The organism is Stenotrophomonas sp. BIO128-Bstrain (genome assembly GCF_030128875.1).
GTDB classification, from domain to species: domain Bacteria; phylum Pseudomonadota; class Gammaproteobacteria; order Xanthomonadales; family Xanthomonadaceae; genus Stenotrophomonas; species Stenotrophomonas bentonitica_A.
Genome location: NZ_CP124620.1, coordinates 202328 through 224072 on the forward strand (window position 1 = coordinate 202328; position 21745 = coordinate 224072).

At 68.1% G+C, this 21745-nt stretch carries 24 protein-coding genes and 1 other RNA gene; 9 read left to right on the forward strand and 16 right to left on the reverse strand.

Translation table 11 applies throughout. The features are described from left to right. Nucleotides 1-8: 8 nt before the first annotated feature. Nucleotides 9-641, reverse strand: a complete 633-nt coding sequence (gene thiE / locus POS15_RS00845) for a thiamine phosphate synthase (protein ID WP_284128813.1) — start codon at nucleotides 639-641, stop codon at nucleotides 9-11. Nucleotides 642-713: 72 nt separating this feature from the next. Between thiE and POS15_RS00850 the strand changes: the two genes are divergently transcribed. After that, on the forward strand, nucleotides 714-905 hold the full coding sequence (locus POS15_RS00850; RefSeq protein ID WP_037553342.1) for a rubredoxin: 192 nt from the start codon (nucleotides 714-716) through the stop codon (nucleotides 903-905). Between the two features lie 30 nt (nucleotides 906-935). On the opposite strand, the gene POS15_RS00855 is transcribed toward POS15_RS00850, so the two are convergent. The 8 genes from POS15_RS00855 to POS15_RS00890 form a co-directional block, all read right to left on the reverse strand. After that, on the reverse strand, nucleotides 936-1781 hold the full coding sequence (locus POS15_RS00855) for a tetratricopeptide repeat protein (protein ID WP_284128814.1): 846 nt from the start codon (nucleotides 1779-1781) through the stop codon (nucleotides 936-938). Between the two features lie 62 nt (nucleotides 1782-1843). Next, a complete protein-coding gene (locus POS15_RS00860) occupies nucleotides 1844-2296 on the reverse strand; it encodes a DUF192 domain-containing protein (RefSeq protein WP_070425839.1) in 453 nt (150 codons plus the stop codon). Nucleotides 2297-2343: 47 nt separating this feature from the next. Further along, nucleotides 2344-2991 (reverse strand): ribose-5-phosphate isomerase RpiA, encoded by a 648-nt coding sequence (rpiA, locus tag POS15_RS00865; RefSeq protein ID WP_070425838.1) that lies wholly within the window; start codon nucleotides 2989-2991, stop codon nucleotides 2344-2346. Nucleotides 2992-3018: 27 nt separating this feature from the next. Then, the gene (locus POS15_RS00870; RefSeq protein WP_284128815.1) at nucleotides 3019-3495 is read right to left on the reverse strand and encodes an EVE domain-containing protein; all 477 of its coding nucleotides are present in this window, start codon (nucleotides 3493-3495) and stop codon (nucleotides 3019-3021) included. Between the two features lie 13 nt (nucleotides 3496-3508). Next, nucleotides 3509-4108: a 5-formyltetrahydrofolate cyclo-ligase gene (locus POS15_RS00875; RefSeq protein WP_284128816.1), complete on the reverse strand. Its 600-nt coding sequence runs from the start codon at nucleotides 4106-4108 to the stop codon at nucleotides 3509-3511. Nucleotides 4109-4187: 79 nt separating this feature from the next. Then, nucleotides 4188-4372, reverse strand: a non-coding RNA gene (gene ssrS, locus POS15_RS00880) — 6S RNA. A gap of 130 nt (nucleotides 4373-4502) precedes the next feature. After that, nucleotides 4503-4802, reverse strand: coding sequence for a cell division protein ZapA (locus POS15_RS00885; protein ID WP_019183856.1), 300 nt, complete (start codon nucleotides 4800-4802; stop codon nucleotides 4503-4505). After that, nucleotides 4799-5020, reverse strand: coding sequence for a TIGR02449 family protein (locus POS15_RS00890; protein ID WP_019183857.1), 222 nt, complete (start codon nucleotides 5018-5020; stop codon nucleotides 4799-4801). Before POS15_RS00890 ends, POS15_RS00885 begins: the two co-directional genes overlap by 4 nt. Before the next feature lie 165 nt (nucleotides 5021-5185). Between POS15_RS00890 and POS15_RS00895 the strand changes: the two genes are divergently transcribed. Together POS15_RS00895 and POS15_RS00900 are read left to right on the forward strand one after the other, a co-directional pair. Then, complete coding sequence (locus tag POS15_RS00895; RefSeq protein ID WP_019183858.1) at nucleotides 5186-5734, forward strand: UPF0149 family protein; 549 nt, start codon at nucleotides 5186-5188, stop codon at nucleotides 5732-5734. A gap of 7 nt (nucleotides 5735-5741) precedes the next feature. Then, complete coding sequence (locus POS15_RS00900) at nucleotides 5742-7067, forward strand: aminopeptidase P N-terminal domain-containing protein (RefSeq protein WP_284129610.1); 1326 nt, start codon at nucleotides 5742-5744, stop codon at nucleotides 7065-7067. Between the two features lie 218 nt (nucleotides 7068-7285). Here the strand turns inward: POS15_RS00900 and pepQ are convergent, their stop codons facing one another. The 7 genes from pepQ to rph all read right to left on the reverse strand — a co-directional run bounded on the left by pepQ (nucleotide 7286) and on the right by rph (nucleotide 14633). Continuing rightward, complete coding sequence (pepQ, locus tag POS15_RS00905; protein WP_019183860.1) at nucleotides 7286-8614, reverse strand: Xaa-Pro dipeptidase; 1329 nt, start codon at nucleotides 8612-8614, stop codon at nucleotides 7286-7288. A gap of 82 nt (nucleotides 8615-8696) precedes the next feature. Beyond that, nucleotides 8697-9047 carry a PilZ domain-containing protein gene (locus POS15_RS00910; RefSeq protein ID WP_019183861.1) on the reverse strand — a complete coding sequence of 117 codons (351 nt, stop codon included), beginning with the start codon at nucleotides 9045-9047 and terminating at the stop codon, nucleotides 8697-8699. Then, nucleotides 9044-11515, reverse strand: a complete 2472-nt coding sequence (locus POS15_RS00915; protein ID WP_284128817.1) for a DUF1631 domain-containing protein — start codon at nucleotides 11513-11515, stop codon at nucleotides 9044-9046. The genes POS15_RS00910 and POS15_RS00915 overlap by 4 nt, the downstream gene beginning before the upstream one ends. 196 nt (nucleotides 11516-11711) lie before the next feature. Next, a complete protein-coding gene (hemW, locus tag POS15_RS00920) occupies nucleotides 11712-12929 on the reverse strand; it encodes a radical SAM family heme chaperone HemW (RefSeq protein WP_284128818.1) in 1218 nt (405 codons plus the stop codon). Beyond that, nucleotides 12929-13522 carry an RdgB/HAM1 family non-canonical purine NTP pyrophosphatase gene (rdgB, locus tag POS15_RS00925; protein WP_019183864.1) on the reverse strand — a complete coding sequence of 198 codons (594 nt, stop codon included), beginning with the start codon at nucleotides 13520-13522 and terminating at the stop codon, nucleotides 12929-12931. The genes hemW and rdgB overlap by 1 nt, the downstream gene beginning before the upstream one ends. Then, nucleotides 13519-13908 (reverse strand): VOC family protein, encoded by a 390-nt coding sequence (locus tag POS15_RS00930; protein ID WP_019183865.1) that lies wholly within the window; start codon nucleotides 13906-13908, stop codon nucleotides 13519-13521. Before POS15_RS00930 ends, rdgB begins: the two co-directional genes overlap by 4 nt. Then, nucleotides 13905-14633 carry a ribonuclease PH gene (gene rph / locus POS15_RS00935; RefSeq protein ID WP_046274014.1) on the reverse strand — a complete coding sequence of 243 codons (729 nt, stop codon included), beginning with the start codon at nucleotides 14631-14633 and terminating at the stop codon, nucleotides 13905-13907. Before rph ends, POS15_RS00930 begins: the two co-directional genes overlap by 4 nt. Before the next feature lie 120 nt (nucleotides 14634-14753). On the opposite strand from rph, the gene POS15_RS00940 reads away from it, so the two are divergent. From POS15_RS00940 to recG, 6 genes are all read left to right on the forward strand, one after another. Further along, nucleotides 14754-15614 carry a YicC/YloC family endoribonuclease gene (locus POS15_RS00940; RefSeq protein WP_019183867.1) on the forward strand — a complete coding sequence of 287 codons (861 nt, stop codon included), beginning with the start codon at nucleotides 14754-14756 and terminating at the stop codon, nucleotides 15612-15614. Beyond that, a complete protein-coding gene (gene gmk / locus POS15_RS00945) occupies nucleotides 15611-16276 on the forward strand; it encodes a guanylate kinase (RefSeq protein ID WP_046274013.1) in 666 nt (221 codons plus the stop codon). The genes POS15_RS00940 and gmk overlap by 4 nt, the downstream gene beginning before the upstream one ends. 112 nt (nucleotides 16277-16388) lie before the next feature. Further along, nucleotides 16389-16688, forward strand: a complete 300-nt coding sequence (rpoZ, locus tag POS15_RS00950; RefSeq protein WP_005410877.1) for a DNA-directed RNA polymerase subunit omega — start codon at nucleotides 16389-16391, stop codon at nucleotides 16686-16688. Nucleotides 16689-16845: 157 nt separating this feature from the next. Then, a complete protein-coding gene (locus POS15_RS00955; RefSeq protein WP_070425831.1) occupies nucleotides 16846-19005 on the forward strand; it encodes a bifunctional (p)ppGpp synthetase/guanosine-3',5'-bis(diphosphate) 3'-pyrophosphohydrolase in 2160 nt (719 codons plus the stop codon). A gap of 218 nt (nucleotides 19006-19223) precedes the next feature. Then, nucleotides 19224-19616 carry a RidA family protein gene (locus POS15_RS00960; RefSeq protein ID WP_019183870.1) on the forward strand — a complete coding sequence of 131 codons (393 nt, stop codon included), beginning with the start codon at nucleotides 19224-19226 and terminating at the stop codon, nucleotides 19614-19616. A gap of 1 nt (nucleotide 19617) precedes the next feature. Next, entirely contained in the window at nucleotides 19618-21729 is a 2112-nt protein-coding gene (gene recG / locus POS15_RS00965; RefSeq protein ID WP_284128819.1) for an ATP-dependent DNA helicase RecG, read from the forward strand. The last annotated feature ends 16 nt before the right edge of the window (nucleotides 21730-21745 follow it).

A 21745-nucleotide genomic window follows, 5' to 3' on the forward strand; every position in this document is an offset into this window, starting at 1 on the left:
CCTGGGTCTTACGGAAACTGGGCGAGGAAGGCGCGCTGGGTGGCAACCGGGTCGGGGGCGGCGAATATGCCGCTGACCACGGCCACCAGGTCGGCGCCGGCCGCGATGATGGGACCCACATTGTCCGGGCTGAGCCCGCCGATCGCCACCCGCGGCACGCCCAGTGCGGCGCTTTGCCGCAGCAGGTCCGGCGTGGCACGGCTGGCGGTGACCTTGGTGGTGGTAGGGAAGAACGCGCCGAAGGCCACATAACTGGCCCCTTCGGCCACGGCACGCGCGGCATTGGCCAGTTGGTCGTAGCAGGACGCGCCGATGATGGCGTCGGGGCCCAGCAGGGCGCGCGCCGCGCCGATGTCGCCGTCGGTGCCGCCCAGGTGTACGCCAGCGGCGCCCACGGCATGGGCCAGCGCCGGGTCGTCATTGATGATCAATGGCACGCCGTGCGGCGCGCACAGCGCCTGCAGCGCGGTCGCCTGCTCCAGGCGCAGGGCGGTATCGGCGGTCTTGTTGCGGTACTGCAGCCAGGTGGCGCCGGCCGCCAACAGCGGCGCGGTTCGCGCCAGCAATCGTGCGGTATCGGGTTCGTCGGGGGTGATGAGGTAGACGCCGCGGGGCGGCGTGGGGGCTGAAGCGTGATTCATCAATGGCTACCGGTAGCGCAACGGGAGTGGGACAATGAGCGCTGTCAGCTCTTGTCCTGCCGTGATTATCCGATGACCGACGCTACCGCCACCACCTTCCGCACCTGGATGTGCGTTGTCTGCGGCTTCCTGTACCGGGAAGAAGACGGGTTGCCGGAAGAGGGCATCGCCCCGGGCACGCGCTGGGAAGACATTCCCGATACCTGGACGTGCCCGGACTGCGGCGTGACCAAGGACGATTTCGAGATGGTCGAAGTCGACTGAGGCCGGGCCGGCGCCGCGTCATGGCGCCTTTCAATGCAGGCGCGGCACCGCGCCACCCAGGCTGACCAGCTTCTCGCGCACGTACTGGGCGTCGCTGGCCCTGGCATTGCGCTTGAGGTACAGCCCCAGGTCGTTGCGCGCGCCCGCCTCGTAGTCCAGCTGCAGGTAGGCCATGCCGCGGTCGCGCAGCGCATCGTCCTGTTCGGGCGCCAGTTTCAGCAGGCGATCGGCACTGCGTGCGGCACGGTCCCATTCACCCCGTTCCACATAGACCCCATGCAGGTTGCGCAGCATCCGCATCAGGATCGCGCGCGCCGGGGCCGGGTCCAGGATCTGTGCCAGCACATCGTCGTCGGGCACTTCACCGCCCAGGTGCGAGCGGGCGCGTTCGCGCAGTTCTTCCACGCCGAGCGGGCGGCCGCCGTTGAACGGGTCCATCACCAGCACGCCGTCGTTGAGCGGCAGGCGCACCAGGAAATGGCCGGGGAAGGACACCCCGTCCAGCGGGATGCCGAGCCGGCGCGAGACTTCCATCTGCACCAGCGCCAGTGAAATCGGGTTGCCCAGGCGGCGCTCGAAGACCTGGTTCAGATAGCTGTTGCGCGGGTCGTAGTATTCGCCATGGTCGCCGCTGTAGCCCAGTTCGTCGAACAGATGGCGGTTGACCGCGGCGATCTTCAGCGGCCACATGTCGATCGTGGCGATCTCGGTGCGCAGGTGGTCGGCGTGGCTCTGCAGGACCGCGTCGTAGACGGCAGGGTCCAGGTCCGGGTATTCGTCCCGGGCGATCAGCAGCGCGGTCGGCAACAAAGGCAGCGCCTCGTCATCCAGCTCGGCCAGCGATTCCCACGTCGGCAATGTGATCTGCCCCTGCATGGGACAAGACTGGCGACAAACGCGCCGCGATTCAAGGGCGCGGCGCGTTTATCGGGTCCCTTTTATTTACCGTCGGCGATGCCGGGGCCGAACTTCAGTTCGGTACCGTCCTTGAGCTTCATCTTTTCGGCCTGACCGGCATTGAGTTCCAGCACGTAACGGGCCGGCTCGCTGCTGGGGTAGGGCGGGCAACGGTCACCGGCCGAGCACGGTGGCACGTCACGCTGCTGGCTGACCAGGCGGCGCTGTGCATCGAAGTACAGGATGTCCAGGGCGATCTTGGTGTTCTTCATCCAGTACGCCTGCAGCTCTTCGCGTTCATGGATGAACAGCATGCCGTGGTCCTCCGGCATCTGGTCGCGGAACATCAGCCCGCGGGCGCGGGTGTCGTCATTGGTGGCCAGTTCAACGTGGTAGCGGTTGCCGTCCAGCTCCACCCAGTGACGGGCGTTGGTGCTGGCACAGCCGGCCAGGGTGAGCAGCAGAAGCAGGGGCAGCAGGCGCGACAGGGACATGGGATTGCCTCGTTGGGGGCAGCCGGCGCGGGCGCCGGCCACGGGGGTCAGATCACGACCGGCGGCTCGCCGCCGATGATCACCACATCGGCCGGGCGGCGCGCGAACAGGCCGACGCTGACCACGCCGGGCAGTTGGTTGAGCTCGCGCTCCAGCTTGACCGGATCGGTGATCTCCAGGTGGTGGATGTCCAGGATCACGTTGCCGTTGTCGGTGACCACGCCCTCACGCCAGGCCGGCTGGCCGCCGGTCATGTCCATGATGCGGCGGGCGACCAGGCTGCGTGCCATCGGGATCACTTCCACCGGCAGCGGGAACCTGCCCAGCACCTTGACCTGCTTGCTCGGGTCGATGATGCACACGAAGCGCTCGCTGGCCTCGGCGATGATCTTCTCACGCGTCAGCGCGGCGCCGCCGCCCTTGATCAGGTTCTTGTTGCCATCGCATTCGTCGGCACCATCCACATACAGCGAGAGGTTGCCGGTGTGGTTGAGCTCGAGCACCTCGATGCCGTGCTGCTTCAGGCGCGCGGTGCTCTGGTCCGAGCTGGAGACAGCGCCCTTGATGCGGTGCTGGATCCTGGCCAGGGCGTCGATGAAGTAGGCAACGGTGGAGCCGGTGCCGACGCCGACGATCATGCCGTCTTCGACGTATTCGATGGCTTTTTCAGCGGCGAGGCGTTTGGCTTCGGACATGGCGGGCAACTCTTGGAGGAAAGGGAATCAGTGCGTTTCCAGCGACAGCAGCAGCTTCCACTGCGCGGCGGTCACCGGGAGGATGGAGAGGCGGTTGCCGCGCGCGGTCAGCGGGAAACCTTCGCCCAGCGCATCGGCGTGCAGCTTGATCTCGTCCAGCGAAATGGTGTCGCGCAGCTTGCGCTCGAACGCCACGTCCACCAGCATCCAGCGCGGTTCTTCGCGGGTCGCCTTGGGGTCGTAGTAATCGGACCTGGGATCGAACTGGGTGTCGTCCGGGTAGGCCTCGCTGGCTACCGTGGCCAGCCCGACAATGCCCGGCACCTTGGTGTTGGAGTGGTAGAACATCACCCCGTCGCCGACCTTCATGCCATCGCGCATGAAATTGCGCGCCTGGTAGTTGCGGACGCCGTTCCAGGGCTCGCGGCCCACGCGCTGCAGATCATCGATGGAAAAGGCGTCCGGTTCGGACTTCATCAGCCAGTAGCGCTTGCGTGCGGTCATGCGGAGTCTTTGATTACGGTAGGTGCCGACCGTTGGTCGGTACGCAGACAAGGGTGGAGACGTCGGTGCAGATCGCATCCACCGCGACGTCCCACGGTTGTACCGGCAGGTCATCGACCTGCTGGACCGAGAAGCCGACCCCGACCAGCCACGGCGGCGCCGGGCGCTGGTGGCGGAATGCGAAGCTGCGATCATACCAGCCGCCTCCCATCCCCAGCCGGCGGCCCTGCGCGTCGAAACCGACCAGCGGCGCGACGACCAGCCCCATCTGTTCCGGCGCGAGCGTGTCGTCCAGCGACAGGTCGGGTTCGGGAATGCCGAAGCGGTTGGCGGTCAGCGCCTGCCCCGGGCGCCATGGCGCGAAGCGCAGCGTCTGCTCGTGCAGCACCGGCAGGCAGTAGGTCAGGCCGGCGGGCAACTGCATCTGCCAGCGGTGCAGTGCGATCTCGCCATCCATCGCCCAGTACCCGGCAACATGCCCCTGGGCAGGCGCAAACGGCAGGGCGAGCAGGGCATCGGCCAACGGTTCGGCGGCGGCCAGGCGCACGGCGGCGGGGAGATCACGGCGGCGTTGGCGCAGCTGCTGGCGCAGTGCGGAGCGCGGGTCGGTCATGCCTGGGTCCGGAGCGTGCGGGGGAAGCGGATAAAACAAGAGCGACGTCCCAGGGGAACGCCGCTCTTGCTGGAATATTGCATTCTCCGCCGTGACGATGCATGCGAAACGACCTTGAACCCGGGGTTCAAGTGGGTACGCTGGGGTTCCATCGGGCTTCCCGCTACAAGGCGGACTTGCACTCCCGGCGCCGTCGCGCACCCGTGGTCGTAATTAAGGGACAAGGCGAATGTTTGCACACGCCGTCGTTCACAGCAGAGAACGCGACGAGGATTATAGCGTTCTTGGGCAATTCGACCAGTCCGTTCGTCGGTCGAATTGCACATCAATTCAGATGGATGAAGGCCACGCGATGTACGTGTGCAATCGAATGGCGTGGAACCACGACCGTGGATCACCCGGCGCTGTCGAACGCCCGGTCAAGGCGGCGGTTGAGATCGCTCAGCGTCTGCTGCAGCGCGATCGCCTGGCGGGCGTGCTCATCGCGCAGCTGCTGCAGCTCATGGGCCAGGTTCAGCGCGGCCAGCACCGCGACGCGGTCCACCGCGGCCATCCGGTTGCTGCCCCGGATCTCGCGCATCTTGGCGTCCAGCAGCCGGGCGGCGGCGGTCAGGCTCTCCCGTTCCTCCGCGCCCACGCCCACCGTGTATTCACGGTCCAGGATGCGGACACTGACCGGTTCGGTCTGGCTCATGTGTGCTGCTCCAGGGATTTGAGGCGGGTGATCATCGCTTCGACCCGGGAGCGGGCCTGCTCGTTCTTGGCCAGCAGCTGGGAGCGCTCGGCCACCAGTTGTTCCTGCTGATGGCGCAGGCTGCGGTTCTCGTCGGCCAGGCGCTGGTTGCGCTCAAGCAACGCCTCCACGCGGGCAGCGAAGGCCTGCAACTGGGCGATGGCGTCGGCGGGTTCCATGACCGGCACGATAGGCAAGGGCGGACGGGGCGGTCAAGCGAATAATGACGGGGCCTGGGGGCGGTCGCCCCCGGGGTGCCGGGGCCGGCCGCGGGGACGGCCATCGCAACCCGGCGGACACGGGTGGATTGGTACACTGTGGCGCTCACAAACCGTAGCCCCAAGATGACCGAACTCCCGAGTGTCGACGACGTAAACCAGGCCAGCCAGGCCCTGGGCCTGGGCGCCAGCGCCGCTGAACTGCACGGTGGCCTGTGCGGCTGGCTGTCTGCCGGCGGTGCGCCGGTGCGTGAATGGCCGGCCCGCGTGCTGGCCGATGACAACCTGCCGACCCCGGCCGAGGGCGATGCGTTGGCACGCCTGCTCGATGCCAGCGTGGCGCAGCTGGAAGACCGCGATTTCGCGTTCGAACTGCTGCTCAGCGATGCCAGCGACACCGCCACCCAGGCCGATGCCCTGTTCACCTGGGCGCGTGCGTTCCTGGGCGGTTTCGGGCTGGGCTCGGGGCAGAACCGCCCGGCGTTGTCCGAAGAGGGCGACGAGGCGCTGACTGATCTGGCCAAGCTGGCCCAGGCCTCCAGTGAAGACTTCGAAAGCGGCAACGACGATGACGAAGACGCGCTGGCCGAGATCGAGGAGTTCATCCGCGTGGCGGTGCTGCTCCTGCACGGCGACTGCGTCATGGCGGCGCGCCATCGGCAGCGCCTGAACTGAGATGGATATCCGGCAGCTGACCGGCATCTCCGCCGCCGAATACACGCGTCGCCGCCAGCAGTTGATGGAGATGGCCGGCGACGACGCGATCCTGGTGCTGCCGGCCGCCGCCGAGCGGGTGCGCAGCCTGGATACGCATTACCCGTTCCGGCAGGACTCCGATTTCTGGTACCTGAGCGGCTTCCCGGAACCGGAGGCCGTGCTGGTGCTGATCCCGGGCCGTCGCCATGGCGAGGTGATCCTGTTCTGCCGCGAGCGCGACGCCGACCGTGAAGCCTGGGATGGCGCGCGCGCCGGCCAGGAAGGGGCGGTCTCGCAGTACGGCATGGACGATGCGTATCCGATCGACGATCTGGACGACATCCTGCCCGGCCTGCTGGAAGGGCGCTCGCGGGTGTACTACCACTTCGGCCGCGATGCCGAGTTCGATCTCAAGCTGATCGGCTGGGTCAACCGTGTGCGTTCGCAGGTGCGGCATGGCGCGCAGCCGCCGCATGAATTCCTGGAACTGGGCCACCTGCTGCACGAACAGCGGCTGTTCAAATCCACGGCGGAAATCGCCGTGATGCAGCGCGCTGCCGATATCAGCGTGCAGGCGCATCGCGCCGCGATGCACGCGGCGCGGCCGGGCATCCACGAGTACGAGCTGCAGGCCGACCTGGAGCGGGTGTTCCGTGCCAATGACGCGTGTGCGGCGTACAGCAGCATCGTCGGTGCCGGTGCCAACGGCTGCATCCTGCATTACCGCGACAACAACGCGCGCTCGCAGGACGGCGAGCTGGTCCTGATCGATGCCGGTGCCGAGTACCGCGGGTACGCCAGCGACATTACCCGCACCTTCCCGATTAACGGCCGCTTCAGTGCCGAGCAGCGCGCGCTGCATGACCTGGTCGGCGCCGCGCAGGCCGCGGCACTGGCGCAGGCGCGCCCGGGCAATGCCTATGAGGCCGGTCATCTGGCCGCGGTGGAAACCCTGACCGAGGGGCTGCTGCGGCTGGGCCTGCTCAAGGGCACGCTGGAAGAGAACATCGCCGAAGCGCATTACCAGCGTTTCTATCGGCACAAGACCGGGCACTGGCTCGGCCTGGACGTGCATGACGTCGGCGATTACCGGTTGGCGGGCGATTCGCGGATGTTGGAGCCGGGCATGGTGTTCACCATCGAGCCGGGCCTGTATGTCTCACCGGACGACCGCAGCGTGGAAGCGCGCTGGCGCGGTATCGGCATTCGTACCGAAGATGATGTGCTGATCACCGAGGACGGCCATCAGGTGCTCACCGCTGCGTTGGCGCGCAGTGCCGATGAGATAGAAGACGAGATGGCCAAGCGCTGATCCGCTTCAGGGTGCAGCCACCCCATGGGTGGCTGCGCGGTGCAGCCACCCGGTAGTGCCGGCCGCTGGCCGGCTCCTCATGAAATCCCGGCATCGTGGGGAGCCGGCCAGCGGCCGGCACTACGCATGGAATCCGGCATCCTGGGGAGCCGGCCAGCGGCCGGCACTACCGCGATGTCGCGCAGGTGCCGACCGTGGGTCGGCACCTGCATGTCCGCTCAGCTCGCGGCCGCGAACACCGGGCGGGTCAGGTTGTCGGCATCGCCTTCGGTGCACAGCACTTCATCCTCGATGCGCACGCCGCCATACGGGCGGAAGAAGTCCACGCGGTCCCAGTTGATGCTGGCCCCGTGGCCGGCCTGCTTCACTTCGTCCAGCAGCATGTCGATGAAGTACACGCCCGGTTCGATGGTGACCACCATGCCCGGCTCCAGCACGCGGGTCATGCGCAGGTACGGGTGACCCTGCGGGCGCTCGATGCGGCCACCGCGGTCGCTGGCCGCGAAACCCGCCACGTCGTGCACCTGCAGGCCGATCAGATGGCCCAGGCCGTGCGGGAAGAAGGCCGCGCTCACGCCGGTCGCCAACGCTGCTTCCGGCGAGACGTTGAGCACCCCGAAGTCCTTGAGGATGCCCATCAGCGACAGGTGCGCATCGATGTGCAGTTGCTTGTAATCCACCCCGGCACGTACGCCGGCGCCCATCGTCTGCTGGGCCGCGTCCACCGCGTCGATGAGGGCCTGGAATTCGTCGTGGCCGCCGGCCGCATAGGTGCGGGTGATGTCACTGGCGTACCCGTAGGCACTGGCGCCGGCGTCGATCAGGAAGCTGCGCAGCGGGGTCGGCGCGCTGCGGCCCAGGTCGGTGTAGTGCAGCACTGCGGCATGTTCGTTGAGGCCGATGATGTTGCCGTACGGCAGCTCATTGGCGTCCTGGCCGACCGCCCGGCAGTAGGCCATGTGGATCTCGAACTCGCTGGCGCCGGCGCGGAAGGCCGCCTCGGCGGCACGATGACCGCGCACGCCCAACCGCTGCGCTTCGCGCATCAAGGCGATTTCATAGGGGGTCTTGTAGCCGCGCTGCCAGTCCAGGTAATCGATGACCGGCGTCGGGTTGTTCGGCACGAACGCGCCCAGCGCGCTCTGCGGCTCGCCGAGAATCGCGCAGCGGGCCGCGTCCTTGGGCAGCAGCGCCAGCGCATCGTCGGGTTTGCGGATGATCTCGATATCGACATGCTCGACCCACCAGCCGTTCGGCGCATCCGGCACTACGTGCCAGTAGTCGAACGGCTGGTAGAAGATCACTTTCGGGCGCTGGCCCGGGGTGTACACCAGCCAGCTGTTGGGCAGCTTGGTCAGCGGCAGCCACGCCTTGAAGTTCGGGTTCACCGCGTACGGGTAGTCGCGATCATCGAAGGCCTGGTAATGCTGGGTGCCGCTGGGAATCACCAGATGATCGAAGCCGCCACGCGCGAGCGCTTCGTCGGCGCGCTGGCGCATGACGCTGGCGTGGTGGGAATACAGGGCGCCGAGGTCTGGCTGGTTCATGGCATGAAGCTCGCTGGCAGTGCGGAATGCAGCCTTGGATTCTGCCGCAATCCGCCCGCGGGCGCTGTGCCGGAACCGGCGCTCAGACTGCCGAAGTTTCCTCGGCGATCCAGTGGCGCAGCTGTTCGCGTGCGTCGCGTGCCAAGGTCAGGAAGCGGAAACCCACCCAGGCCTGGCCCGGCGCATGGGTCTGCTCGCTCCACAGCAGGTGCACGCCCACGTCGATCCGCAGGGGCTCTCCCTGCGGGCCGGGAATGGCGAAGTGCAGCTGGTACAGCGCGTCCTCGTGCATCGGTACCGAGGCCAGCATCAACATCCCGGTTTCGGAGACATTGCCGAGCCGGCCGATCACGGTCTCGGCCATCAGGTCGGTGACGGGCACCAGCTCGGTCACCTGGCGGCGCGGTGCACGGCGGGTATCGGGCGTGGTCATCCAGCGTTCTCCACGGGGCTGCCGGCGAGCGAGCGCAATGTGCGCAGGGTGGCCTGCCAGGCGCGGTCGATCAGCCGGCCCTTGTCTTCGGTGACGATCCGCACCTGGCCGTGCGCCATCAGCCGGGCCAGTGCGTCCAGCGAATGCTCGCCAACCTTCTGCCCGCGCTGATTGACGAACAGGGCGTTGTCGGTGATCAGGCTGTACCACGAGAGCCGCTGGCGGCGGACGTCGCCCTGCTGGTTGGTGGTGAACTCGAACCAGGTACCGAACGGCAGTGTGCGCAACTGGCGGTAACAATCGTCTTCCGCGGTGCTGCGCGCGAGCGGGGCGACCTTGCGCGGGTCGCTGGCGTCGGCCTGTTCGCCCAGCCGGGTGCGCGCGCGCAGGCGCGCGGTGAGTTCGGTGCGCGAGCTGCTGTCGTCCTCGCCGCCCGGCGTGGACAGGCGACGCGCGATCGCGGCCGCTTCATCCTGGTGATAGCCGACCTGCAGCAGGGCGGCCTCGACCTCGTTGCCCAGCGCGTCATCGCGCGCGCCTGCGCCCGGGGCCAGGCAGGTGACCTCGGCGATCCGGGTGGTTTCCTGCTGGCGCTGTTGCCACTGCGGCGAGGTTTCGCCATTGCGCAGCAGGGTCAAGGTCAGCACATCCGACCACGCCTGCTTGAGCAGCGCCTGCACGAAGCGCGGGGGCGCGGCCTGCGTGCACAGCTGCTCGATGCTGGCACTGGCCTGCTGTTTGGCCGCCTCCAACCGTTCCTTGCCGCGGGCGGCTTCGACATGACGACGCTCGGCCAGCTCGGCCTTGTGGGCCAGCGCGCGAAAGTGCTGCTGGATCTCTTCGTTGGCGGTGTCGAACACCGCCACATCGCCGTCGTAGTCGTTCACTACCTGGTCGACCGCGTGGCCGAGCTTCTGCACCAGCAGCGGGTCCACGTCCTCCTCGCCCAACCAGTTGGCACCAGCCTCGGCGACGGCGTTGAGCAGTTCCCGCGCCGGGTGCTGGTCGCGCACGAAGAAGGCCGGATCGGTCAGGGCCGCGCGGGCGACCGGTACCTGCAGGCGGGTCAGCAGGTCGGCGGCCACGGCCTCGGGCCGCACCTCGCGCTGGATCTGCCCGTACAGCATGTCGAGCAGGTCGAACGTGTCGCTGTCCTTCACGGTCAGGGCCGCGTGCGCGCCATGGTCGGCGCGGACCTGGGCGAGCAGGGCGTTGTGCAGGTCGGCCATGCTGCGGCGGGCGCCGCCGGGGGGAATGGCCTGGCTCTGCAGGCGCGCCAGCGTGGCATGCACCGCTTCGGCGGGAACCGCCAATGCCGGGGGGGCGTCCGGGGCGAGAAACGCGTTGTCGGCGGCGGGCGTGGGCGCGCCGGTCGTCGCGGCGACAGCCTGTGCGGCCATGGCACCGCCGCCCGGCACGGTGCCCGCGGCGTGCGCCTGGCGGGCGGCACCGAGCATCTGGTGCAGGGCCGACATCGCCGGTGCACCGAGATCGGTTGCCGCAGGCGGGGCGCTGGTGGCTGGCGCCGATGCAGACGTGGCGGCTGCTGGACCTGGCGCTGCTGCGTCGCCGTTGGACATGCCATGGGCCGGCCCAGCGGCCGGCGGCGCCATTGCCGCCTGGGTCATTGCGGCCCAGCCCGCGCTGGGGGCGCTGCCGTTCCAGGCGGTCAAGGGCCGCGCGGCGGCGCCGCCGCGCGCGCCGGGCAGGCCGCGCTCGGGCCCGGTGATGATCCGGCGGGTGGTGGCCGAGCGCGCCAGGTACGGGGTGTAGACCAGCCCGGGCAGCACGCCTTCGTGCGCGAGCAGGATGTTGGCGCGTTCCAGCAGTTCGCCCAGCCGCTCCAGCAGTTGGCGGTCGAACACGCGGTACAGCGCCAGCTGTGTTTCCAGCCCGAGCGCGAACTGCTCGCCCAGCTCGCGCACGATCCGGCACAAGGCCTGGGGGCCGAACGGCAGGTCATCGACATCGAAGGCCGGGCCGGCGGCAAGCACGCCGAAGCGCTGGCCCAGCAGCTGCAGGGCGGTGGCCGAGCGCTGGGCCTCGCGGCGGATGATGTCCACCAGCACGATGTCGCGGTCCACGTCGGTGTCGTTGACCAGGGTCAGCGCGGTCGCCGACACGGACACCTCGGTTGGCACGATGCGCTGGGTATGGCGCGGGCCGCGCAGGGTGGCCAGGCGGTCACCGAGGGCGTCCAGGAAGCGCGGGCCGAACTGCGCGTTGACCTCGTGCAGCTGGCGGGCCTGGGCGAAGATGTCGGCCTGGATCTGGCTGTTGCGCGCGCGCTCGGCGTCGCGGAACAGCTCGCGTTCCAGTTCCACGATGGTCAGTCTGAGCGGCGTGGTGAGGGTCTGTACCGCCAGCCCGTGCAACGCGGCCAGCAGGCGGCGCACGCGCGGTGGTGCGGCCACGTCCGCAAAGCGCGTCATGTCGGGCTGGGACGACGAAAGTGCGGGCGCAGACATCCGATGTGCTTCCAGCTCCCCTGAGAACACGGAATCTAACGGTTTCGCTGGATGCCTGCCATAACGGCCCGTCGGGAGGTCTGGCGCCGGCCAGCGGCCGGCACTACCGGGGCGTGTGGGGAGCCGGCCAGCGGCCGGCAGTACCGGGGTGTGGGGGAGCCGGCCAGCGGCCGGCACTACAGGGGGCGTCGTGCCTTCAGGGCAGGAACAGCTCGACGACATCGTTGGTGAAGCGCCGGCCCAGTTCGGTCGGGGTGGCGCGATCGCCGCTGACGGTCATCCAGCCGTTGGCCACGGCCACGCCCAGCGGCGCGGCGATCTGCGCGCGGTCCAGGCCGGTGCGCGATTCGAAATCCTTCAGCCCGAAACCCTCGTGCAGGCGCAGCAGGTTGAGCATGTACTCGAACGGCAGGCGTTCGGCGCTGATCACATCGTCGCCACCGATCGAGGCCAGGGTGCCGGCAGTGTCCATGAAGGTCTGCGGATGCTTGTGCTTCCAGCGGCGCAGCACGTGCTGTTCGGCACCGCTGCTGATCTTGCCGTGCGCACCGGCGCCGATGCCCAGGTAATCGCCGAAGCGCCAGTAATTGAGGTTGTGCTGGCTCTGCCGGCCCGGCTTGGCGTAGGCGCTGACTTCGTACTGTGCGTAGCCGGCCTCGGCCAGCAGGCGCTGGCAGTGCTCCTGGATGTCCCACGCCGAATCCTCGTCGGGAATCCCCTGCGGCGGCCGCGCGAAGAACACGGTGTTCGGCTCCAGCGTGAGCTGGTAATGCGACAGGTGCGTGGGCTGCAGCGCGAAGGCGCGCTCCAGATCATGCTCGGCCTGGGCCAGCGTCTGCTGCGGCAGCGCGTACATCAGGTCGATGTTGAAGTTGTCGTAGCCGGCGTCCTGCGCCAGTTTCACTGCGCGCTCGGCCTCGCCACTGTCGTGGATGCGGCCCAGGCGCTTGAGCGCCTCGTCGTTGAACGTCTGGATCCCGAAGCTGATCCGGTTCACCCCGGCGGCGCGGTAACGATCGAAACGGCCATGCTCGGCGGTGCCCGGGTTGGTCTCCAGGGTCACTTCCAGGTTCGGCGCGAAGCGCAGCCGGGCCGAGGCTGCCTGCAGGACGCGGTCGATCGCTTCGGGCGGGAACAGGCTCGGCGTCCCGCCACCGAAGAACACGCTGCTCACCACGCGTCCCCAGACCAGCGGCAGATCCTGGTCCAGGTCGCGGATCAGTGCGTCGATGTAGGCATCGAACGGCAGTTCGCCCTTGGCCGCGTGCGAGTTGAAATCGCAGTACGGGCATTTGCGCACGCACCACGGCAGATGCACGTACAGCGCCAGCGGCGGCGTCACCAGCCGCGGGGCGGGATCGTGATCGCCGGCGCAGGCTTCGCCGGGCAGGTGGGAGCAGTGGTCGTGTGACATCAGAGCAGGGCGGGCAGTTTCTGCTTGAGCAGCTGCAGGGCTTTGGCGCGGTGGCTCATCGCGTTCTTCAGGTCCGGCGCCATTTCGGCCGCGGTCTGGGCCAGCACCGGGTCCAGGAACAGCGGGTTGTAGCCGAAGCCGTGGCTGCCACGCAGTTCGTCGAGGATCACGCCTTCCCAGCTGCCTTCGCAGATCAGCGGCTGCGGATCATCGGCATGGCGCAGCAGCACGATCACCGCGTAGAAGCGGGCCGTGCGGCGTTCGGCCGGCACCTCGCGCATCGCCTCGAGCAGTTTGGCGTTGTTGGCAGCATCGTTGGTCGGGCTGCCGGCATAGCGCGCGCTGTACAGGCCGGGCGCGCCGTCGAGTGCGTCCACGATCAGGCCGGAGTCGTCGGCCAGCGCCGGCAGGCCGGTGCTCTGGCAGGCGTGGCGTGCCTTGATCAGCGCGTTCTCGACGAACGTCAGGCCGGTTTCCGGCACGTCGCTGACGCCCAGTTCGCCCTGCGCCACGATCTCCAGCGGCAGACCACCGAGCATGGCCTGCAGTTCCTTCAGTTTGCCGGCGTTGCCGCTGGCCAGTACCAGTTTCATTGCTTGGGCTCCAGCAGGTCCCACGTGTTGCCGTACAGATCGCGGAACACCGCGACCGTCGCGTAGACCTCTTCGCGTGGGGTTTCGAGGAAGACCACGCCACGCGCGGTCATTGCCGCGTGGTCGCGCCAGAAATCATCGGTGTTCAGGAAGAAACCGACCCGGCCACCGGTCTGGTTGCCGATCCGCGCGCGCTGTTCGTCGTTGCTGGCGCGTGCCAGCAGCAGGGCTGCCGCGTTGCCGTCGGCCGGCCCGACCACCACCCAGCGCTTGTCGCCCTGGTCGATGTCCTGGAGCAGGCTGAAGCCCAGCGCGCCGGTGTACCAGGCGATCGCCTCGTCGTAGTCGGCCACCACCAGGGTGGTCAGGGCGATGCGACGGTTCATGCCTGGGCCAGGGCCGCCTGCTGGGCGGCGAACAGATCCTTGATGCCCTTTTCGGCCAGTGCCAGCAGCGCATCCAGTTCATCGCGGCGGAAGGCATGGCCTTCGGCGGTGCCCTGCAGTTCGATGAAGCCGCCGCCGTCGTTCATCACCACGTTCATGTCGGTATCGCAATCGCTGTCTTCGGCGTAGTCCAGGTCCAGCACCGGGGTGCCGCGGTACACGCCCACCGACACCGCCGCCACCGCGCCGAAGATCGGGTTGCGCTTGATGTCGCCGCGCTTGATCAGGAAGTTCACCGCATCCACCAGGGCCACGTAGGCACCGGTGATGGCCGCGGTGCGGGTGCCGCCATCGGCCTGCAGCACGTCGCAATCGAGCGTGATGGTGCGCTCGCCGAGCGCGCCGCGGTCGATGCAGGCACGCAGGGTGCGGCCGATCAGGCGCTGGATCTCCAGCGTGCGGCCGCCCTGCTTGCCGCGGGCGGCTTCGCGGTCGTTACGGGTGTGGGTCGAACGCGGCAGCATGCCGTACTCGGCGGTCACCCAGCCTTCGCCCTTGCCACGCAGGAAGCCCGGCACGCGGTTTTCCACGCTGGCCGTGCACAGCACGCGGGTCTGCCCGAAGCTGACCAGGACCGAGCCCTCGGCGTGACGGGTGAAGGCGCGCTCGATGCGCACTTCGCGCAGCTGGTCGGCCTGGCGGCCGCTGGGACGGGAATCAGTCATGCTCAAGTTCCGGTAAGACGGGGGATGCGGGGCCACGCCCGGGCCGGAGACCGGCGGGCGAGGAGGCTCTAAGGAGACCGCTAGGGTACCATTTGCACTTTGAGAGCACCGGAAACCCGCATGATTCGAAGCATGACCGCCTACGCCAACGGCGAGCGCGCCACCCGCTGGGGGACGCTGGCCTGTGAGCTGCGCTCGGTCAACCACCGGTTCCTGGAGGTCGGCGTACGCCTGCCTGAAGAACTGCGTGCGTTGGAGCCGCAACTGCGCGAGCGCGTCGCTTCGCGCTGCAGCCGCGGCAAGATCGATCTGGTCATGCGCCTGCGTGCGCCGGACGTCACCGGTGCCCTGGTGGTCAACGATGCGCTGCTGGGCCAGCTCGGTGAGCTGGCCACCCGGTTGTCCTCCGGCTTCCCCAGCCTGCAGGTGAGCTTCACCGAACTGCTGCAGATGCCGGGTGTGATGCAGGGCGAGGCAGTGGATGCGGCCGCCCTGCATGCCGAGGCCCTGGCCCTGCTGGATACCGCCCTGGATGGCTTCGTGGCCGCGCGCGAGCGTGAAGGCGACAAGCTGGCCACCGCGATCCAGGAGCGCGTGGACAGCATCGAGCGCATCGCCGCCGAGGTCACCACGCTGATTCCGCTGATCCGTGAAGGCCAGCGCACCAAGCTGTCGGCCCGCCTGGCCGATCTGCCGCACCCGGTCGATCCCGGCCGTGCCGAGCAGGAGCTGGTGATGTGGCTGCAGAAGCTGGACGTGGATGAGGAACTGGACCGCCTGGGCAGCCACATCGCCGAGATCCGCCGGGTCTTCAAGCAGCGCGAGCCGGTCGGCCGCCGCCTGGATTTCCTGCTGCAGGAATTCAACCGCGAGGCCAACACGCTGGGCTCCAAATCGGTGGACAGCCGTACCTCCAATGCCGCCGTCGAGCTGAAGGTGCTGATCGACCAGATCCGCGAACAGGTGCAGAACATCGAATGAGCAGCCAGACCCCTCCGGCCGCCGAGCCCGCGCGCGGCACCCTGTACATCGTGGCCGCGCCCTCCGGGGCCGGCAAGAGCAGCATCGTCAACGCCACCCTGGCCCGTGACCCGCAGATCGCGCTGTCGATCTCGTTCACCTCGCGCGCCACCCGCCCGGGTGAGATCAACGGCGAGCACTACCACTTCGTCAGCGCCGCCGAGTTCGAAAAAATGATCGCCGCCGGTGACTTCTTCGAGCATGCCTGGGTACATGGCGACTGGAAGGGCACCGCGCGGCAGTCGGTCGAGCCGCAGCTGGCGGCTGGCCAGGACGTGCTGCTGGAGATCGACTGGCAGGGCGCCCAGCAGGTCCGCCAGCTGGTGCCGGGCACGGTCACCGTGTTCATCCTGCCGCCCTCCAGGCAGGCGCTGCAGGACCGGATGCGCAAGCGCGGGCAGGACAGCGAGGCGGTGATCGCCCAGCGCCTGGCCGCCGCACGTGAAGAGATGCTGCACTTCAACGACTTCGATTACGTGATCGTCAACGAGGTCTTTGAGACCGCGGTCGACGAGCTGTGCGCGATCTTCACGGCCAGCCGCCTGCGCCGGGAGGCCCAGAAGGTCCGCCACGCGGGCCTCATCCAGGCCCTGCTGACCCAGGACCCGGCCACAACCGACTGATTCTCAACGGGGTGCTAGCCGGTTGGCTTGATTTTGTCCAGCCCCGGCCGGTACAATCCGTCCCCTTTCCCTCATTCGATTGAGCAGCCCTCACCGGCTGCCGGGAGCCCGCATGGCCCGCATCACCGTAGAAGATTGTCTGGAAGTCGTGAACAACCGTTTCGAACTGGTCATGATGGCGTCCAAGCGCGCCCGTCAGCTGGCCAATGGCGTCCAGGCCACCCTGGACAACAGCGAAACCGAAGACAAGCCGACCGTGCTGGCGCTGCGCGAAATTGCCGCCCGCAAGATCGACAACGCCCTGATCGACGAAGTCGAGAAGGCCGAGCGCGAGCGTGCCGAGCGTGAAGCACTGGAATGGGCCGCTGCCGAAGTCGTCGCCGACGAAGACATGTCCAAGAACGACGACTGATCGCCCCGCGCGTTCGTTGTTGTTGCTGCGAACAGCCCGCCGTTTGGCGGGCTGTTTCGTTTGCGCCGCCGGTCGATCCGGTGCAGGCGTGTTGTTGCAGGTGAAACTCCCTGTTCAGGGGTTTGCCGATATCACGCCGCTGGCATAGTCTTTGAGCATGAACCCAGGCCCCACTGCCAAGGTCGCCACGCCCGCCGGCGCGGCCGTACCCGATTATGTCCTCCAGCTTGAGCGCGCAGCGCACTATCTGCCGCCCGACCAACTGCCGCTGCTGCGCCGCGCCTGGGAAGTAGGCGCCGCCGCGCATGCCGGCCAGACCCGCAAGTCGGGCGAGCCGTACATCACCCATCCGGTCGCCGTGGCCCAGGTCCTGGCCGAGCTCGGCCTGGACGTGGAGGCGCTGATCGCGGCGATCCTGCACGACACCATCGAAGACACCCCGCTGACCCGCGAAGAGCTGGCCGCCGAGTTCGGCGAGGCCGTGGCCGAGCTGGTCGACGGTGTCACCAAGCTGGACAAGCTGAAGTTCCGCGACCGCCAGGAAGCGGCCGCCGAGAGCTTCCGCAAAATGCTGCTGGCGATGTCGCGCGACCTGCGCGTGATCATGATCAAGCTCGCCGACCGCCTGCACAACATGCGTACCCTCGGCGCGCAGAGCCGCGAGGCGCGTGGCCGGATCGCGCGCGAGACGCTGGAAATCTACGCGCCCATCGCGCAGCGGCTGGGCATGAGCCTGGTCAAGAGCGAGCTGCAGAACCTGGGCTTCAAGGCGCTGTATCCGTGGCGCCATGCCATCCTGGAAAAGCACATCCGCAGCCAGCCGGTGGTCCGCCGCGAGGCGATGGCGCAGGTGGAGGTGCAGTTGAGCCAGCGCCTGGCCAAGGAAGGGCTGGAGCACCGCCTGGTCAGCCGCATCAAGACGCCGTGGAGCATCTACAACAAGATGCGCGACGAGAACAAATCCTTCGATCAGGTGATGGATGTGTTCGGGTTCCGGTTGGTGGTGCGCAACGTGCCCAACTGTTATCACGCGCTGGGCTCGGTGCATGCCACCTTCAAGCCGCTGGACGGTCGCTTCCGCGATTTCATCGCCATCCCCAAGGCCAACGGCTACCAGTCATTGCACACGGTGTTGTTCGGGCCGTATGGTTCGCCGATCGAGGTGCAGATCCGCACCGAAGAGATGGACCTGATCGCCGAGCGCGGTGTGGCGGCGCACTGGACGTACAAGTTCGGTGGCGATTCGCCCAACAGTGCGCAGAGCCGTGCGCATGCCTGGATCGTGGAGCTGATCGATTCCCAGCGCGCCGCCGGTTCGTCGCTGGAGTTCCTGGACAACGTCAAGGTGGACCTGTTCCCAGACGAGGTCTACCTGTTCACCCCGAAGGGCAAGATCCTGGCCCTGCCGCGCAATTCCACCGCGCTCGATTTCGCCTATGCGGTGCACACCGATGTGGGCAACATGGCCGTGGCCTCGCGCGTGGACAAGAAGCTGGTGCCGCTGCGCACCAAGCTGGTCAGTGGCCAGACCGTGGAAGTGATCACCGCGCGCTCGGCCACGCCCAAGCCGCAGTGGCTGGAATTCGTGGTCAGTTCCAAGGCGCGCACCGCCATCCGCCACCAGCTCAAACAGCTGGAGCACGAAGACGCGGTCCAGCTGGGCCACCGCATGCTCGACCGCGCGCTGGAGGCGATGGACAGCTCGCTGGAGCGCCTGCCGAAGGGGCGCCTGGATGCGTTCCTGGCCGAACACCGTTACCCCCGCCTGGAGGCCCTGCTGGCCGAAGTGGCGCTGGGCAACTGGATGCCCAACCAGGCCGCGCAGGCGCTGATGGCCTACGCCGAGCTGCGCGGTGGGGCGCATTCGAAGCATTCGCAGGAGAAGATCCTGATCAATGGCAGCGAGCGCGGCGTGGTCAGCTTCGCCAACTGCTGCCAGCCGATCCCGGGCGACGACATCATGGGCTACCACACCGCCGGCAAGGGCATCGTGGTGCACCGTCTGGATTGCCCGAACCTGGCCGAGCTGCGCAAGTCGCCCGAGCGCTGGGTGCCGATCGGGTGGGATACGACGGTGTCGGGTGATTACGACACGTCCTTGATCGTGGAAGTGGAGAACGGGACCGGCGTGCTGGCCCAGTTGGCCGCGGCGATCGCGCAGAGCCATTCCAACATCGAGCGGGTGGATTACCTGGACCGCGATTTCAATGCGGCGGTGCTGTGTTTCAACGTGCAGGTCCGTGATCGGAACCATCTGGCGGAAGTGATGCGCAGGTTGCGGCGTCTTTCGGTGGTGCAGTCGGTACGGCGGCAGTAATTGCCCCGGCGACCGGCCGGATGACGAAGCCACGCATGGCGTGGCTCTACCCGCTCCGGCACCGCCAAGCCACGCATGGCGTGGCTCTACCCGCTCCGGCACCGCCAAGCCACGCATGGCGTGGCTCTACCCGTTCCGGCACCGCCAAGCCACGCATGGCGTGGCTCTACCCGTTCCGGCGGTACAATCGCGTTCCCCTTTTGAATCGTGGAGCTTCCATGTCCCGCCAGATCATCACCAGCGCCAACGCCCCGGCCGCGATCGGTCCGTATTCGCAGGCCGTGCGCGCCGGCAATACCGTGTACTTCTCCGGCCAGATCCCGCTGGACCCGGCCACCGGTGACATCGTTGGTGCCGGCGACATCGAGGCGCAGGCCCGCCGTGCGTTCGACAATCTGAAGGCCGTGGCCGAAGAAGCCGGCGGTTCGCTGGACCAGATCGTCCGCCTGGGCCTGTACCTGACCGATCTGGGCGAGTTCGCCAAGGTCAATGCGGTGATGCAGGACTACTTCAAGGCGCCGTTCCCGGCGCGTTCGACCATCGAAGTGTCGGGCCTGCCGAAGGCGGCCAACTTCGAAGTCGATGCGGTGATGGTGCTCGACCAGGCCTGACGTGGCGCGGTCACGGGCTCCCGCACCGGCGCTGGCCGCTGCCGGGGAGGCATCGTTGTCGATGCTCTCCGGCATCGGGCCGGCGGTGGCGACCAAGCTGGCTGCCCGTGGCCTGTCCTCGCTGCAGGATCTGTGGCTGCACCTGCCGCTGCGCTATGAAGATCGGACCCGGCTGACCACCATCGCCCGGTTGCAGCCGGGCGTGGCGGCACAGGTGGAAGGGCGGGTGAGTGCGGTCGAGCGCGGTTTCCGTGGTCGGCCGGTGCTCAAGGTCGCCATCGAAGATGATTCCTATGGCACGCTGGTGCTGCGGTTTTTCCACTTCCGCGCCCAGCAGGTCTCGCAGTTCGCCGTGGGCACGCGCATCCGCTGCTACGGCACCGCCAAGCCCGGTCATCTCGGGCTGGAGATCGTCCACCCCAGCTACCGGGTGATGGGCAGCCATGACGATGACGAGCTCGGTGACAGCCTCGACCCGGTCTATCCGGCGGTCGAAGGGGTCGGGCCGGCGACGATGCGCCGGTTCATCGGGTTGGCGCTGGACCGGTTGCCGGAAGAATCCACGCTGGAACTGCTGCCGGCTGGCTGGTTGTCCGGGCTGGGCCTGCCCTCGCTGCGCAGTGCGTTGCTGACGGTGCACCGGCCACCGCCGGATGCGGATCTGGCGGCGCTGGCCGCGGGGCGGCATCCGGCGCAACGCCGGCTGGCGATGGAAGAACTGCTGGCACATCACCTCAGCCTGCGGCGTCAGCGCATGGCGCTGCAGGCCCATCACGCGCCTTCGCTGCGCGGGCAGGGCGCGTTGGTGGCCCAGCTGCGCGACAGCCTGCCGTTCCAGTTGACCGGTGCGCAGCAGCGCGTGTTCGAGCAGATCCGCAAGGACCTGGCCAAGGCGCATCCGATGCTGCGGCTGGTGCAGGGCGATGTCGGCTCGGGCAAGACTGTGGTCGCCGCCCTGGCGGCGATGCTGGCGGTGGAGCGGGGCAAGCAGGTCGCGCTGGCCGCGCCGACCGAACTGCTGGCCGAGCAGCACATGAACAATCTTCGCGCCTGGCTGGCCCCGCTGGGCGTGCGCACCGCATGGCTGGCCGGCAAGGTCACCGGCAAGGCGCGCGCCAAGGTGCTGGCCGAGGTCGCCTCGGGCGAGGCGCAGGTGGTGGTCGGCACGCACGCGCTGATGCAGGAAAGCGTGGTGTTCAAGGACCTGGCGCTGGCGATCGTCGATGAGCAGCACCGCTTCGGCGTGCATCAACGCCTGGCCCTGCGCGACAAGGGCGCCGACGGACGCAGCGTGCCGCACCAGCTGGTGATGACGGCCACGCCGATTCCGCGCACGTTGGCAATGTCCGAATACGCCGATCTGGACGTGTCGGCCATCGACGAACTGCCCCCCGGGCGCACGCCGGTGCAGACCGTGGCGCTCAACAACGACCGTCGCCCGGAGCTGATCGAACGCATCGCGGTGGCGTGCCGCGAAGGCCAGCAGGTGTACTGGGTCTGCACGCTGATCGAAGAAAGCGAAGAACTCGATGCCACGCCGGCCCAGGCCACGTTCGAATCGCTGCAGGCGTTGTTGCCCGGTGTGCGCGTCGGGCTCGTGCACGGGCGGCTGAAGGCGAGCGAGAAGCTGGCCACGATGGTTGCCTTCAAGGCCGGCGAGATCGATCTGCTGGTCGCCACCACCGTGATCGAAGTGGGCGTGGACGTGCCCAATGCGTCGTTGATGATCATCGAGAACGCCGAGCGCCTCGGCCTGGCCCAGTTGCACCAGCTGCGCGGCCGGGTAGGGCGCGGCTCGGCGGTGTCGCGCTGCGTGCTGCTGTACCAGGCGCCGCTGTCGAACATGGCGCGCGAGCGGCTGGAGACGATGCGGCAGACCAACGATGGTTTCCTGATCGCGGAGAAGGACCTGGAACTGCGTGGCCCCGGCGAACTGCTGGGGACGCGGCAGACCGGCCTGGCCGGGTTCCGGATGGCCGATCTGGCCCGCGATGCGGACCTGCTGCCGGGCGTGCACGATCTGGCCGAGCGGCTGCTGGCGGACGCGCCTGACGTGGCCGACCAGGTGGTGCGGCGCTGGATCGGCACGGCCGTGCGCTACGCGTCGGCGTAAAGCAGCGCCGAAACGG